Source organism: Streptomyces sp. CA-106110 (assembly GCF_050936285.1).
Classification (GTDB): domain Bacteria; phylum Actinomycetota; class Actinomycetes; order Streptomycetales; family Streptomycetaceae; genus Streptomyces.
The window spans coordinates 3,062,254-3,077,321 of record NZ_JBNJNB010000001.1; the positions used below are offsets into that span (position 1 = coordinate 3,062,254).

A 15,068-nucleotide genomic window follows, 5' to 3' on the forward strand; every position below is an offset into this window, starting at 1 on the left:
AGCCATGGATCTCGCCTTTCTCCATCCACTGTACGAACATCCCGGTCCCTGGGCCTCCGTATACGTCGACACCTCCCGGCACACGGAGTCCACAGCACGCGAGCGCAAGCTGACCGCTCAGTGGCTCGCCGGTGACCTGGCCGGGCAGGGGGCGGACAAGGCGACGTGCCATGCGGTCCGGACGGCGATCGAGGAGCTGGCCCACTCCCCCGAGCCGCACGGCAGGGCGCTGTTCGCCCGTGCGCGCGAGGTGGTCCTGGATCCGCCGCTGGCCGCCCCGCCGGGCGGCTCCTCCGCGGTATGGGCGACGCTGCCGCACACGGCGCCCCTGCTCGACCTGGCCAACCAGGAACCCGTGTGCGTCGTGGCCTACATCGACCGCAAGGGCGCCGAATTCGAGCTGCGGGGTGCGCTGGGCAGCGAGGAGGCCGGGGAGGTGACCGGGAAGCAGTGGCCGCTGCACCGTACGGCCACCTCGGACTGGTCGGTGCGCCACTTCCAGCTGCGGGTCGAGAACGTCTGGGAGCACAACGCGGCGGAGATCGCGGACGCGCTCGCGGTCTGCCAGGAGGAGACGGGCGCCGACCTGGTGATTCTCGTCGGGGAACAGCGCGAGCGGCGCTCCGTGCACGAGCGGCTGCCGCGCCGGCTCCAGGACCGGGTGGCCGAGGCGCGGCACGGCCCGGGCAGCCGGTTGCTGGACGACGACGTGGAGCGGATCCGGGCCGAGCATCTACGCGGCCGGGCGGCCGAGGAGCTGGAACTCTTCCTGGCGGCCCGGGCCCCGGACGAGGAGGGACGCACCAGGGCGGTCGAGGGCGTGCCCGCCGTGGTCGAGGCGGCACGCGAACACCGTATCGACGAACTTCTGATCCATTCGGGTGGTCCCGACACACGCCGTGAGGTGTGGATCGGTGAGGCCGCCGACCAGGTGGCGGTCCGCCGCGGCGACCTCACCGCACTGGGTGAGCGGCATCCCGCGCAGGCTCGCGCCGACGACGCGCTGGTGCGGGCCGTGGTGGAGAACGGGGCGGCGGCCGTCTCGGTGCCGTCCGCACCGGAGAGCGAGGCGCCGGTGGGCGGAGTGGGGGCACTGCTGCGCTGGGCCTAAGAGTCATCCCGTGATGGGATGCCAACCGACCAGTTCCTGTTCGGGTGTCGCACCGTTTGGTGGGGCGTTCCCTACAGGGGCGGCTGTTCCGACGTGGGCCTTGTGCCGCTCGCGCGCGGGTCGGGTCTCATTCGGGGTCGGCCGGTACCGGTCGGTGGCATTTCGTCGAGCAGAGGCCCGCTGACCGGGAACTCCCGGACGGCGGACTGCCGCGTGGGTGCGGTCCCTGCGGGGGCGGGCACCGCGCTGCGGTTGACTCGACAGGGCTCCTTGCAGCCCTTGTGAGTACAAAATCTGTGTGGTGCACGCCTGGACACTGTCCAGGCGTGCGGTGCTGGGATCGTCGGGATTGGTGAGGCTGGTGTGGGCGGCGAGGGCTGCGGAGACCATGTCCCGGTCGGCGACGAGTCCGCAGACGGCACATCGGTGGACTCGGTCGGCGAGGGTGGGGAACTGTTCGTTTTCGGATGTGCAGGAGCGTGCGTGGGTGTGCAGGAGCATGTTCTGGTTCGCGGTGTTGCAGCGCGCACACGTTGCATGGCGAGCACTGATGAGTTCCTAACGGACGTCAAGTCCGTTGTGGTGTTCTTGGGGTGGTGTTCGTAGAGTGGTTGGCAGACGAGCCGGCTGCTGGAGCGCTGAGCGACTCCTGATCGCGTCGGCTCGTCGTGGTGTCCTTGAGGCGTTGGCTGCGCCTGCGGATGATCGTCTTGGCGCGGTCGGTCTTGTCGATCTTGTATCGGGTGGCGCAGATGGTCCGGCCTTCGGCTTCGGTGATCTCGTGGCCGTCGGTGTCCCGGAGTTCGTAGAGGGTGCCGTTGCGCCAGCACGCGGCGAGTCGTGTGATCAGCATCGCGGCGAGGGTGCAGAGGGCGGAGTTGTGGTGTTTGCCCTTGTTGACCACCAGGTCGTGGTAGCGGCTGGCCAGGGTGGGGTCGACGTGGCGGGCCAGGTCGGCGGCCTTGAACACGGATTCGGGCAGTCCCGGGTCACCGGCCCGGGTGGGTGGTCCGTGGTGGCCGGTCAGGCCGGACTGGCTGATGCGGGGGACCAGTCCGGTGAAGGAGCGGATGGCCGCGAGGCTGGTGAACCGGTTGGGGTCGCCTAGGCGGCCGAGGATGCCGGCCGCGGTGATGACGCCCAGGCCCGGCCCGGAGGCCATGATCTGACCGGGGTCTGCTTCTTCGTAGAGGACGGTGATCCGGTCCTCCAGCGCGGTGATCTGTGTGTTCAGATGGTCGGCGAGTTGGGCCTCGGCGGCGATGTCCTCGGCCAGCTCGGCGTAGTCGAGCAGGCCGTCGGGCCAGAGCCGGAGGGTTTCGCGGGCCGCTTCCATGATCTTCTCGGCGCGGTCTTCGCGCCATTGTCCGCGGCTGTGGCGGATCAGCAGGGCCGCCAGTCGTTTGGGGCCCAGGCGGCGGAGGGCGTGAGGGTCGGCGCCGGTGCGCTGGAGCACCGCGAGGGCGGCTTTGCAGTAGGCACCGGTGCCCAGGGCGTCGCCCCAGCCGGGGCCCATCAGTTCCAGCAGGGCGTCGAGGCGGTAGAACGATGCGGTGCGGCGTTCGACCAGCGAGCTGCGCCGGCGCACTGCGCGGCGCAGGGGGTGAGCGGGGCCGGTGTCGGACAGCGGGCGCAGGCCCTCGGGGTGCAGGAGCGGCAGCCGGGCCAGGACGCGGGAGTCCAGGCGGTCGTTCTTGGTGTGCTTGTTGTAGTAGTCGCGCAGGTCGGCGGACTGTTCCGGCGGCACCAGCACGACCGTGGCCCCGCGGTCCTGGAACCAGGCTGCCAGCGGGACCCAGGCGTTGCGGGTGGGTTCCATGACCACGAGGACGTCGTCGGTGGCCGGCAGGATCGCCCATAACCGTTCGAGATCTTCGGCGGTGGTGGTGAAACGCCGCCCGGAGATGAGGACTTGTCCGGTGGCGTCGGTGCATGTGGCACGGTGCGAGGCCCGGCAGGCCACATCGATGCCCAGGTGGATTCTCAACGGCCGTATCCCCTCTAGCGCAGTGCTGTTGCTGCCCGGGACATCCGCCACGGCCCCTGAGCGCGTGTTCCGCAGGGTTGTGCTGACCGGACATTCGGTAGCAGTGGTCCACGCCGGGCGTGGCCACGGGTTCCCAACAGGGACGCACGTGCGTCGGGCGGTTCGACCTGCTCAACAATCACCGTGGAGAAGTCGCCTGTGAGCAGACGCTTCGGTCAGTGATCCAGCCATGCCGGAGGAACCGGACCCGACGCACCCCGCAGCCCCCGAAGATCCCGGAGGGCCAAGGACAAAGCTAAATGTCAGTGCCCGCCCGTACCGTTCTACCTATTGCTGATCAAGCGTGGTGGAGGGGAGTACATCGATGCGTGATGAGTCGCTGCGCACGATCGCTGCTCCCTTCGTGGCCGTCGGCCCGTCCGGCGTGGCGATCCGCACCCGCCTAAAGCACCTGAGCGCCGCCGACGAGCAGGTGTTGCGCCTGGTGGGCGCGCATCTGGGCTCGCTGGCCTCGAAGGACCTCAAACGCCGGTGCGCCGACGGTCTGGAGCACTCCGCGGAGAGGTGGGCGGAGCGCAAGCGGGCCCTGACGGAGGAGTCTTCGTCGCGTTGGGCCGGGAGCATCACCAAGGCCACGCACGATCAGTGGGCGCTGTCCAGGCGTGCCCAACTCGCGCACATTCAAAACCTTCAGGCGGGCGTGCGGACGATCGCGCACCGCCTGTCCCTCCCGATCGGGGAGAAGGGAAGCAGGCGGGCACCGGGCGGCTACCGCAGCGCCAAGGAGTGGTTCGCCAAGACCCGGCGCCTGCGGGTCCTTGAAGACCGGCTGAGTGCCGAGCAGGCCGACCACGCCGTGGGCCGCGTCCGGGTGGTGCGCGGCGGGAAGCGGCTCGCGCGCAACCGGCATAACCTCAAGGCCGCCCAGCTCACGCAGGCCCAGTGGCGGCAACGGTGGGAAGCATCACGCTGGTTCCTCCAGGCGGACGGGGAATCGGGCAAGCGGTTCGGGAATGAGACCATCCGCGTCACGCCTGAGGGCGAGGTGTCACTGAAACTGCCTGCTCCGCTCGCCCACCTGGCCAACGCCCCGCATGGCCGGTATGTGTTCACCGGCGCTGTGGTCTTCCACCACCGCGGCGACGAGTGGGCCGACCGCATCACCACGAACCGGGCCGTGGCCTACCGCATCCACTACGACACAGGCCGCTCCCGCTGGTACCTCACCGCCTCCTGGACGATCCCGCCGGTCAAGGCCGTCCCCCTGTCCCAGGCCCGCACAGGCGGTCTGATCGGTGTCGACACCAACGCCGACCACCTGGCCGCCTGGCGGCTGGACGCCCACGGCAACCCGTGCGGCGAGCCGCGCCAGTTCTTCTACGACCTGTCCGGGAGCGCGGACCACCGTGACGCCCAGGTACGGCATGCACTGATCCGGCTCCTGCACTGGGCCCAACGCCACGACCTGTCGATCGCGATCGAAGACCTCGACTTCGGCACGGAGAAAACCCGGGAGAAACACGGCCGCAGGAAGCGGTTCCGGCAGGTGATCTCCGGCATGCCCGTCTCCAAACTGCGGGCCCGGCTCGTCAGCATGGCAGCCGAACTCGGCATCACCATCATCGCCGTCGACCCCGCCTACACCAGCAGATGGGGCGCCCAGCACTGGCAAAAACCCCTCACCCACACGACCAGGAAAACCACCCGTCACGATGCCGCGAGCATCGCGATCGGCAGGCGCGCCCTCGGGCACCGCATCCGGCGACGGACGGCACCGCCCCCACACGACCAGAGCGATCATGTGGGGCATCGGACCGCCCAGGCCGGACACGGCACCCCAGGGCGTGAGGGAACCCGCCCCCGCATCCCCGGATCACGGACACGATCCGTGTCGCCGGACGCGGCGCGAACGCGGGCGACCAGTGCATCCACCACCGTTCGGGATGCGCCAGTTGACCAGGACTGGGTACAAGACTCACTCCTGCTCACTGATTAAGAACGGTCTTGTTGACTTGCGCGCCGCACAGGCACCTCTGGGACAGTTTTGTGGCGAACGTCGACGCACGCAGCATGCGGCCGCCGATTTTCTCGCACTCACGGCCGATGGCGGTAATGAGCCGGCCGGGTGTGGTGGCCTGCAGGGCTTTGCCCCACAGCCGGTACCAGGTGCGGATGTCGCAGTCTTCGACCGTGAGGTTGGCGCCGTGCTCGGTGGTGATCCGTTCGGCGATACGCCGGGCGCGGTGGTCTTTCGCCGCGGCTGCGGTCGCCGCGGCCTACACGAGACGAGCCCGATTGAGGCGGTAGCCAGCCGACAGGTCGTCACGCCGGTAGGCCTGCTTCGGAACTCCGGCCTTGTCCACCGCCCGGGCACCGCCGGGAACCTCGACGTGACGCGCGGGCAGGCCGGAGGCTTCGCGCCGTTCGGCGCGGGCCTGCTGCCTCGCCGACATCCCGTACTGGTTGAGGTTGGTCGCCCGGCGGGAGCGGTCCAGGGCCCGTTTCCCACCCCGTTCCTTACGCTGGGCCTTCGCCAGCGCGGCGAGCTCTGCATCGGTGAGAACCTGCTCGTCGTGGGCGAGTCGGCCCGTGAGCATGAACGTGTCTGTTCCGCAGGTCAGTTGGCGGTCCTTGGCGGCTTCGAGGTTGGTCTCGGAGCAGTATCCGGCGTCGACGAGGGCCTGCCGTGGGTGGACGCCGGTGTTCTGGGCGGACTGGTGGAGCATCGGGGTGCAGTTCAGTGCGTCCGAGGGGTTGCACGTCACGTCGGCGCCGGTGATGACCTGGTGTTCCTCGTCAACGACGGCCTGCGCGTTGTATGCCAGGACATAGGCGCCGTCGCTGTTCTTCATGATCCGTGAGTCGAGATCGGTGAAGTTGGCCTGCGCCTTGGGCTTGGCCGCGCTGTCGCGGCGGCCTTCTGGCCGGCGTCGGTGACGGCCTGCTCATCGCTGGTGCCGGCGCGCTCCTGACGGCGGCGTTCCTTGTCCTCGGCATGCTTGCGGGCCTTGTCGGCGGCCTCGGCCTCGATCTGCGCGCGGGCGGCCTGCAGCTTCGCCGGGCGCTTCTCACGCCGGTCCAGCTCGGCGGGCAGGTCCACCTCCTTGCCGTCCGCGCCGAATATCTGGTCCTCGGCTTCGTCGGCGGCCTCCGCGTCGGCCAGCAGTGCCTGGGCCTTCGCTTCCAGCTGGGCGATCTCGGCCTCGATCCGCACTTCCTTGTCGGTCAGGCGGCCGTAGCTCATCGCTTTGTGCTTGGAGGCACTGGCTTCCAGCTTGGTGCCGTCCAGCGCGACGCGGCCCATCGTGACCATGCCGAGCTTGGTCGCGAGGCGCAGGGACTGGGTGAACAGACCGGCCAGTGCGTCCAGGTGACGGCGACGGATCCGGGCGATCGAGCGGAAGTCCGGTTCCTGGTCAGCGGCCAGGAACCGGACGCGATGTCGTCGGCCAGGCGGCGCTCGATCGCCCGGGAAGAGCGGACGCCAGTGGTGTATCCGTAGATCAGCAGCCGCACCATCAGCCGGGGATCGTAGGGCGGGTAACCGCGCTTTTCGGTGTAATCCGCCAGGACCGGCCCGAGGTCGAGGACCTCGTCGACCAGGTCGGCGACGAACCGGGCGAGGTGGTCCTCGGGCAGCCAGTCGTCCAGCGACGGCGGCAGCAGCAGGACCTGGTGCGGATCGAACGCCCGGAACGTCTTGTCCACCGCCGCCGGACGACCCAGCGTCCTCTTCGGCTCGACTGGCTCGACCTCGAACAGCCCATCGCCACCATGCATACCGTGATCATCCCGCATGAATAACCACGAACCGCAGGCGGGTTGCCGTTACTGACCCGCGCTCCCAGTGAGGCCAGCCTCGGACCGCCGAGGTGGGTGTCCGGGCGTTCGAATGACAGCCGCGGTGGGTGGGTGGACGCTGCGAGCAGCTGGTTCGTGTGCTCGGTTGGGCGGTGGTCAGGGTGACGGCTGGTGCACAGGCGCGCAGGGCGATCGCAGCGGGCAACGCAGCCGGAGCAGTCACCGTCCACGACGTACTCGACGGACATGTCGCGCTCGATCTGGAGTGCCTGGACCGGATCTACCTCAACGGCTATGTGCCGAACCTTCAAGTCGGCGGCCAGGTGGTGACGTTCCTCACCGGGCACTTGGGTCACCCGGCCCCCTCGCCGGCACTGCTGGGGCAGATCGGCGACCGCTTCCGCGCGGCAGTGGCCCGCTTTGCCCGCGACGAGCACATCCCGGTGGTCCGCTTCGCGAAGGACGCCCGCAAGGCCGACGTGATGAAGCCGTACCTGGCCGCCGCGCAGGCGTCCGGTCGCCCACAGGTGGTCGCGATCGGCGTGGCCCAAGAGTTCCAACGGGTGTTCACCGGCTACGACCGGGCTACCACACCCGGAGCCGTGTGCTTCGGTTTCGACAAGGCTGACCGGCGGGTGACCTGCTTCTACTTCTACCTGTGGGACTCCGACTTCGGCCCGGCGTTCATCAAGATCTGCTCCTACTTCCCTTACCCGATCAAGGTGTGGGTCAACGGCCACGAGTGGGCCAAACAGCAGGCCGCCCAAGCCGGGATCGCGTTCACGGCCCTGTCCAACGGGTTCGCCTCCTGCGGCGATACGCCCGGACTACAGGCGATCTGCGACCGGCTGGACTCCGGCGCCATCGCCGTGTTCTTCGAGCGCTGGATGGCCCAACTGCCCCTGCCCTTCGGTCCACGCGAACGCGACGGCGGCTACTGGTGGGAGCTGTCCATGCGCCAGATCGAGGTCTCGCGCACCCTGGTCTTCGACGCACCCCGCAACGCTCGAACGTTCTTCGACGCCCTGGTCAGCGACAACCTCGGACTGGGCCGCCCGGACGAGATCTCCTACATCTTCGACCGACGCATCCGCTCGGACACCCAGACCGGGTTCGCCACCAAGGTGGTCACCCGTGGCGTCGACGTCACGGTCAACCTGTTCTACAAGCACTCCAGGATCAAGCAGTACCTCAAAGAAGGCCGGGCACTGCGCATCGAGACCGTCGTCAACTCCCCGAAGGACCTCGCAGTCCTGCGCCGCCTGGACCACCTCGAGGAACTTCAGACCAAAGCCCGTGCCGTCAACGCCCGACTGCTGCACGCTGAACGCGTCGGCCAGGGCTGCGTCCTTGCGAGCCCAGCCTTTGAGCGGGTCGCGCTGCCCTCGGTGACCACCGACGGCAGGAGGGCCCCGGCCCTGCGGTTCGGCGACCCCCGGGTCATGGCCCTGGCCGGCGCCCTGTCCATCCTGCTAACCACCGTCGTCGGGTTCACCAACCGGAGCCTTCGCGCCCAGGTGAGCGCCCTGCTGGGCACCCCATACTCGACCAATCAGATGGGCTACGACCTTGCCCGGCTACGCCGCAACGGACTGATCCGCCGCCTGGAGCACACCAACACCTACGTGCTGACCGACGACGGCCAACGAGTCGCGATCTTCTACACCAAGGTCCACGACCGGCTGTTACGACCCTGCTGGCAGCCAACACCCCACCCGCACCCCCACCGCTGCGCGACGCCCTCGCCGTGATCGACAAGTCCGTCGCGCACTACACCCGCACCGCCCGACTCAAAGCCGGATGAAACTCAAGCAAAGTGCACGTGTTCTGACCACCAAGGAGACCTAGCCGCGCTCAACTGCGGTTGCTGGGCTTGGGAAGCTGGCCCCGGAAGTCGCAGCCAGGGCAGTCGTCCTCGCCCTGGACATCGCCCTCGTACCAGCCGTGGACAGCCGCGTTGAGGATCGCCTCCTCCGCCGAGGCTTCGTCGCTGCGGACCGATGCGATGGCGTTGCCGACAATCAGCCGGAGCACGGCGCTGCCTGGACCTGGCAAGGCCGCCCCTGCCTGATCGGCACGGGGCGGCCTTTGCGGTTGCGGTCAGACCTCGGCGAGTCGAATGGGAGAGGTCGGGGGCGGCGGTGGCCACCGCGAGGGCCGCGTACCTCGTGGATGGTCAGGCGGACCAGGTGCGGCCAGTCGTCGGGCGCGGCGAGCCGGGAAGCGAGATGGACGTCGGCGTTGGTCAACCCGAGGTAGGCGGTGACGTTCCAGCCCGACAGGGACACGGGCTCCCAGTGCAGGCGGATGCGGCCGAGAGGGAGCCTGGGGGCGTCGGCCGGGAGCCAGGAGATGTTGAGCGGCCCGATGGGAAGGGCGGAGACGAGGTGGACGAGTGCGCCGCGCACTCCGGGCGGCATGGGCCGCAGAGCGAGGCTGTGTAGCGGACGGGCAGCGAAAGAGTGGGGTCGCGGTGAGATAGAGGCCTCCTGTCGGGATCGGTGCGCCGGGGTCAGGCCCGGGCGAGGGCGTCGCGGACTGCTGGCGGGAGTTAGCCCCGTTCATGCAGCTCTGTTTCGGTAAGTGACTTTTGGCATTGCCCCTATTCGTGGCGTTAACCGATAGGAAACCTTTGCCCCATCTTGGGCCGTGAACCCGACTGTCCGTTTTGCCCGCTTCTGCGCCCCGGGATTCGTCTGGTCTGGAAAGTTGCAGAAACGCCCACGAATAACGGAATGGAACCCTCCGGACCCTGGGGTTCGTCCGGTTTGAAAAAGCCATGGACACGTCCAACGGGTAGCGGAACGGAACCCTCCGGCTCGTCCGTGCCAACGCTGTGCCGTGAGCCAGCGAAAGCCTTACCCCAGTGACCTATCCGACGAAGGAGACATTCCGCAGTCATGAGAAACGCATTCCACGTTCCTGCCGGCAAAACACGCGTCCAGCGTCGGGGCACCATGGGCGCGAGACCGGCTTGGCGTGCCCGAATAGTGGTGTCCGCGACGACCGCAGCGATCTTCGCGGCAGGCACCCTGTTCGGCGCCGGCCCGGCGGTGGCGGCGCCGGCACCGATCAACCTGACCTCCTCGTCCTGCCCCAAGGTGATCCAGCGAGGCCAGGTGAGCGGCTGCGTCACGGAGCTGCAGAAGCTGCTCAACGCCCACGGTGCCGGCCTGGTGGTGGACGGCTCGTTCGGGTCGAAGACGCTCTACGCGGTACGCGCGTACCAGTCCGCCACCGCGATCGCCGTGGACGGGCTGGTGGGCCCCCAGACCAAGGCCAAGCTGTACGCGACCGGGGGCACGGCGCCCGCGCCGGTCAACCTCATGTCCTCGTCGTGCCCGGCGAACATCGTCAGGGGCTATAAGGGCGGATGCGTCACCGAACTGCAGCGGCTGCTCCGCCACCACGGTTACGCGATCAACGTGGACGGCAATTTCGGGTCGCAGACGTACAGCGCGGTCCGAAGCTTCCAGTCCGCGTTCGGCCTGGCAGTCGACGGCCAGGTCGGACCGAACACCAAACGGAAGCTCTACGATACCGACGAGTCGCCGGCGACAGGTTTGGACCTGCGGTCGACGTCCTGCCCGTCGGTGATCGTGGAGGGGCAGAGCGGCGGCTGCGTCGCGACGCTGCAGGCCCTGCTCAACGGCAAGGGCCAGCACCTCGCCGTTGACGGCGGGTTCGGCCCCCTGACTCTGGCGGCCGTGAAGTCGTTCCAGTCCGCGCGCGGCCTGGCAGTCGACGGCAAGGTCGGGCCACAGACCAAGGGCGCCCTGTACTCGAACATCAGCGGTGGCGGCGGCAGCGGCGCACCGGCGCCGATCAACCTGAAGTCCAGCTCGTGCCCGAGCGTGATCGTGAAGGGCCAGCGCAGCGGCTGTGTCACCGAACTGCAGAGCCTGCTCAACCAGCACGGGGCCGATCTTGCCGTTGACGGCGACTTCGGGCCGCTGACCGACGGCGCGGTGCGGGCTTTCCAGGCCGAGAAGGGCCTCGCGGTCGACGGCCAGGTCGGGCCGAACACCAAGGCGGCTCTGTACGGCGCGGTCACCCCGCCGTCGTCGCCCCCGCCCGGCGGCGGGTACAGCAAGATCCTCGCTGTGGCCGCAGCCGAGGTCGGCACGGTTGAGGGCAGCGCCCGGGCGAACAGCTACGGGGCGGCCGTGGGCCTTTCCCTGTCCACCAACAACTACGCCTGGTGCGCGACCTTCGTGAGCTGGGTGGCCAAGCAGACAGGGGCCACCCCCTACCGCAACACCTACGTCGTGGGTTGGGTCAATCAGGCACGGGCCGGTCGCTACCACCTTTCGGTGACGACCAACCCGCAGCCTGGCGACATCGTGGCCTTCGACTGGAACGGCGGCAGCAATTTCAACGACGGGAACGAGCACATCGGCATCGTGAGAACGGTGAGCGGCTCCACCTTCACCACCGTCGAAGGCAACACCGGCAACCCCAAGGGCGGGAAAGACGGCGTCTACGTCAAGAACCGCAGTAAGAACTCGGGGTACGACGTGGTCTTCATCCGGGTCCGCTGATCGGGCACCGGACCAAGGACCGGGAAAAGCCGACCGGCCGCCGCACCCGCAAGCCCGGGTGCGGCGGCCCACCCGCCGGAGGCCGTCGCCGACAGCCGCCGCGGCACGCGTCGGTCCAGGGACCACGGGCCGAGCCACGCAAACGCCGGGCGGGACCGGGATCCGGTTCGCATGGTGCTGCGACGTCCGCTGCGTCGGAACCTGTCTGACGGGGTGGAAGGCGGCGGGACTGCCGCCTTCCACCCCTTCAGGGCGTTCACTTGGTCTTCGTCCCAGCACCGCGGCAGGGCCCGCCCGGCATCAGTCGTGCGCGGTCCCTCAACGGCTAGCGCGCCCGCTCCACCCGCCGCTCGTCCCAGACCGGTTCTGGGGTCTCACGGATCCGTCCGTCGCTGCCGAAGACCAGATAGCGGTCGAAGGAACGGGCGAACCACCGGTCGTGGGTGACCGCGAGGACCGTGCCCTCGAACGCCTCCAGGCCCTTCTGGAGCGCCTCCGCGGACTCCAGGTCCAGGTTGTCGGTCGGCTCGTCGAGCAGCAGGGCGGTGACGCCCTGCAACTCGAGCAGAAGGATCTGGAAACGTGCCTGCTGACCGCCGGACAGCCGGTCGAAGTGCTGTTCGGCCTGCGCGGTCAGCTCGTAGCGCCGCAGCCGGGACATCGCCGCACCCCGGTCCTGCGCGTGCTCCTTCCAGAGGATGTCCAGGAGCGTACGGCCCTCCAGTTCGGGATGCGCATGGGTCTGGGCGAAGTGCCCGGGCACCACGCGCGCACCGAGCCGCCACAGCCCCGTGTGCGCCACGTCGCCGCCCGCGAGCAGCCGCAGGAAGTGCGACTTGCCGGAGCCGTTCGAGCCGAGGACGCCGACCCGCTCGCCGTAGAAGACCTCCAGGTCGAAGGGTTTCATCAGGCCGGTCAGCTCGAGTTCCTCGCAGGTGACGGCCCTGACCCCGGTACGGCCGCCCTTGAGCCGCATCCTGATGTCCTGCTCGCGCGGCGGCTCGGGCGGCGGCCCGGCTTCCTCGAACTTGCGCAGCCGGGTCTGGGCCGCCTGGTAGCGGGAGGCCAGCTCATGGCTGACGGTGGCGGCCTGGCGCAGGCTCAGCACCAGCTTCTTCAGCTGGGCGTGCTTCTCGTCCCAGCGCCGGCGCAACTCCTCGAAGCGCGCGAAGCGTTCGCGGCGGGCCTCGCCGTACGTGGCGAATCCGCCGCCGTGCACCCAGGCGTCGGCACCCGTGGGGCTCGGCTCCAGGGAGACGATCCGCCGTGCTGCGCGGGCCAGCAGTTCCCGGTCGTGGGAGACGAACAGCACGGTCTTGCGGGTCTCCTCCAGCCGCTCCTCCAGCCACCGCTTTCCGGGCACGTCGAGGTAGTTGTCGGGCTCGTCCAGCAGCAGGACCTCGTCGGTGCCGCGCAGCAGCGCCTCGAGGACCAGCCGCTTCTGCTCGCCGCCGGAGAGGGTGCGGACCTGGCGCCACTGGGCCCGGTCGTAGGGAATGCCGAGCGCCGCCGTGGTGCACATGTCCCACAGCGTCTCGGCCTCGTATCCCCGGGCCTCGGCCCAGTCGGCGAGCGCCTGTGCGTACTTGAGCTGGGAGGCCTCGTCGTCGACCGTCATGACGGCGTGCTCGGCGGCGTCCACGGCGCGGGCGGCCTCGCGGATACGGGGCGGGGCGACGGAGACCAGGAGCTCCCGTACGGTCGTCTCGTCTCGTACCGAACCCACGAACTGCCGCATGACCCCGAGCCCGCCGCTTGTGGTGACCGATCCGCCGTGCGGTTTCAGCTCTCCCGACAGCAGCCGCAACAGTGTCGTCTTCCCGGCGCCGTTGGGTCCGACGAGCGCGACGACCGCGCCTTCGCCGACCCGGAAGGACACATCGCCGAGGAGCGCCCTCCCGTCCGGGAGGTAGTACTCGAGGTGCGCGGCTTCAAGGTGTCCCATGCGGCGCATTGTGGGCAGACGCACCCGGCCTGGGCAATCGTTTATCGCCGGGGCGGGAGCCCGGGCAGGGTTCGGGCATCTCGGGGTAGCCGCCTTGCATGACCCCAGATGTCGACCTCACCCTGCGTCCGCCGGGCCCGCATCCGCTGCGCGACCGTCTGCTCGCCGCCGACTGCCGCCTGTTCGAGTCCGTCGCCGCCCGGCACTGGCCGGGGGCCGACCCGCTGCTTCCCGGGCTCAGCCGGGTCGCCAACCACGGTGTCCTGTGGTTCGCGACGGCCGCCGCCGTGGCCGCCGCCCGGACGCCCCGTGCCCGCAGGGCGGCCACCCGCGGTGTCGCCTCGCTGGCGCTGGCCTCCGCCACCATCAACACTATCGGCAAGCGGACGGTCCGCCGTCCCCGGCCGGTCCTCGACCCGGTGCCCGCCGTCCACAGGCTCAAGCGCCGGCCCATCACCACGTCGTTCCCCTCGGGGCACTCGGCCTCGGCCGCCGCCTTCGCGGCGGGTGTCGCCCTGGAGTCGCGTGGCTGGGGCGCGGTGGTCGCGCCGCTAGCCGCCGCCGTGGCCGTCTCCCGCGTCTACACCGGCGTCCACTTCCCGAGCGACGTCCTCGCGGGTGCGGCCCTGGGCGTGGGTGCCGCCTATGCCGTACGGGGCCTCGTGCCGACCCGCGATCTGGTGCCGCCGCCCGGGAACCGGCATGCGAACGTACCCGCGCTGCCCGACGGGACCGGGCTCGTGGTCGTGGCGAACCGGGGCTCGGGGACCGCCGAGCGGGTCCGCGCACTCGAGGAGGCCCTTCCGGGCGCCGAGACGGTGGAGTGCGAACCGTCCGAGGTCCGCACCGAGTTGGAGAAGGCCGCCGCCCGCGCCCTCGTCCTCGGCGTGTGCGGCGGCGACGGCACGGTGAACGCCGCCGCCGACGTCGCCCTGCGGCACGGCCTCCCGCTGGCGGTCCTGCCGGGCGGGACCCTCAACCACTTCGCCCTCGACCTCGGCATCGAGAACATACGTGACACCGTGCGCGCCCTCCAGCGGGGCGACGCGGTCAGGGTCGACGTGGGCCGCTTCTCCTCGAAGACGGCCAGCGGCTGCTTCGTGAACACGTGCAGCCTGGGCGTGTATCCGGAGCTGGTGCGCGAGCGGGAGCACTGGTCCGGCCGGATCGGCGGCTGGCCCGCCGGGGTCGTCGCCGCCCTGCGCGTCCTGCGCGCCGACCGTCATCCGCTGCGCGTGCGACTCTCCGGGCGCACCCGCCCGTTGTGGCTGCTCTTCGCCGGCAACGGCACCTACCACCGCATGGGCCTCGCCCCGGCCCGGCGCCACGACCTGGCGGACGGGCGGCTCGACGTACGGGTCGTGCACGGCGGCCGCGGGCCGGCCGCCCGCCTGCTGGCCGCCGCCTTCGCGGGTCCCCTGTCCCGCTCCCCGGCACACGCGGCCGTCCGGGTCAGGCGACTGCGCCTGGACGGAGTGGCTCCGGGCACCCCGCTCGCGTACGACGGCGAGGTCACCGAGGTCCATGGCGAGGTGACGCTCGAAAAGCTCTCCGAGGCGCTGACCGTCTACCGTCCGCTCCCCCGCCGCTGACCACCGGACCCTTCCGCTGTGTCCACATGGCAATACGCCGGTCTCAATATGCGGCATGAGCGCCTACCGTGGTGTGCAGCGCCCCGCGGCC

At 69.8% G+C, this 15,068-nt stretch carries 9 protein-coding genes and 1 pseudogene; 5 read left to right on the forward strand and 5 right to left on the reverse strand.

Features of this window, described 5'->3' with window-relative positions:
* The first annotated feature begins 4 nt into the window (after positions 1-4).
* Positions 5-1,111 (forward strand): Vms1/Ankzf1 family peptidyl-tRNA hydrolase, encoded by a 1,107-nt coding sequence (locus ACQEXA_RS14050; RefSeq protein WP_433130115.1) that lies wholly within the window; start codon positions 5-7, stop codon positions 1,109-1,111.
* 568 nt (positions 1,112-1,679) lie between these two features.
* On the opposite strand, the gene ACQEXA_RS14055 is transcribed toward ACQEXA_RS14050, so the two are convergent.
* Positions 1,680-3,098 (reverse strand): IS110 family transposase, encoded by a 1,419-nt coding sequence (locus tag ACQEXA_RS14055; RefSeq protein ID WP_433130117.1) that lies wholly within the window; start codon positions 3,096-3,098, stop codon positions 1,680-1,682.
* A 364-nt stretch (positions 3,099-3,462) separates the two neighbouring features.
* On the opposite strand from ACQEXA_RS14055, the gene ACQEXA_RS14060 reads away from it, so the two are divergent.
* The gene (locus ACQEXA_RS14060) at positions 3,463-5,094 is read left to right on the forward strand and encodes an IS200/IS605 family accessory protein TnpB-related protein (protein ID WP_433130119.1); all 1,632 of its coding nucleotides are present in this window, start codon (positions 3,463-3,465) and stop codon (positions 5,092-5,094) included.
* 565 nt (positions 5,095-5,659) lie between these two features.
* Here the strand turns inward: ACQEXA_RS14060 and ACQEXA_RS14065 are convergent.
* Positions 5,660-6,806: pseudogene (locus ACQEXA_RS14065) on the reverse strand (IS1182 family transposase); the annotation flags it as partial.
* 254 nt (positions 6,807-7,060) lie between these two features.
* Here ACQEXA_RS14065 and ACQEXA_RS14070 point away from each other — a divergent pair.
* Positions 7,061-8,650, forward strand: a complete 1,590-nt coding sequence (locus ACQEXA_RS14070) for a hypothetical protein (protein ID WP_433130121.1) — start codon at positions 7,061-7,063, stop codon at positions 8,648-8,650.
* A gap of 103 nt (positions 8,651-8,753) precedes the next feature.
* Here ACQEXA_RS14070 and ACQEXA_RS14075 read toward each other — a convergent pair whose 3' ends face one another.
* Entirely contained in the window at positions 8,754-8,933 is a 180-nt protein-coding gene (locus ACQEXA_RS14075) for a hypothetical protein (protein WP_433130123.1), read from the reverse strand.
* Positions 8,921-9,319, reverse strand: coding sequence for a hypothetical protein (locus tag ACQEXA_RS14080; protein ID WP_433130125.1), 399 nt, complete (start codon positions 9,317-9,319; stop codon positions 8,921-8,923). Before ACQEXA_RS14080 ends, ACQEXA_RS14075 begins: the two co-directional genes overlap by 13 nt.
* 573 nt (positions 9,320-9,892) lie before the next feature.
* On the opposite strand from ACQEXA_RS14080, the gene ACQEXA_RS14085 reads away from it, so the two are divergent.
* A complete protein-coding gene (locus ACQEXA_RS14085; RefSeq protein ID WP_432934570.1) occupies positions 9,893-11,440 on the forward strand; it encodes a peptidoglycan-binding protein in 1,548 nt (515 codons plus the stop codon).
* Positions 11,441-11,765: 325 nt separating this feature from the next.
* Here ACQEXA_RS14085 and ACQEXA_RS14090 read toward each other — a convergent pair whose 3' ends face one another.
* Positions 11,766-13,385 (reverse strand): ABC-F family ATP-binding cassette domain-containing protein, encoded by a 1,620-nt coding sequence (locus ACQEXA_RS14090; RefSeq protein WP_433130127.1) that lies wholly within the window; start codon positions 13,383-13,385, stop codon positions 11,766-11,768.
* A gap of 98 nt (positions 13,386-13,483) precedes the next feature.
* Here ACQEXA_RS14090 and ACQEXA_RS14095 point away from each other — a divergent pair, with 98 nt between their 5' ends.
* The gene (locus ACQEXA_RS14095; RefSeq protein WP_433130129.1) at positions 13,484-14,977 is read left to right on the forward strand and encodes a bifunctional phosphatase PAP2/diacylglycerol kinase family protein; all 1,494 of its coding nucleotides are present in this window, start codon (positions 13,484-13,486) and stop codon (positions 14,975-14,977) included.
* The last annotated feature ends 91 nt before the right edge of the window (positions 14,978-15,068 follow it).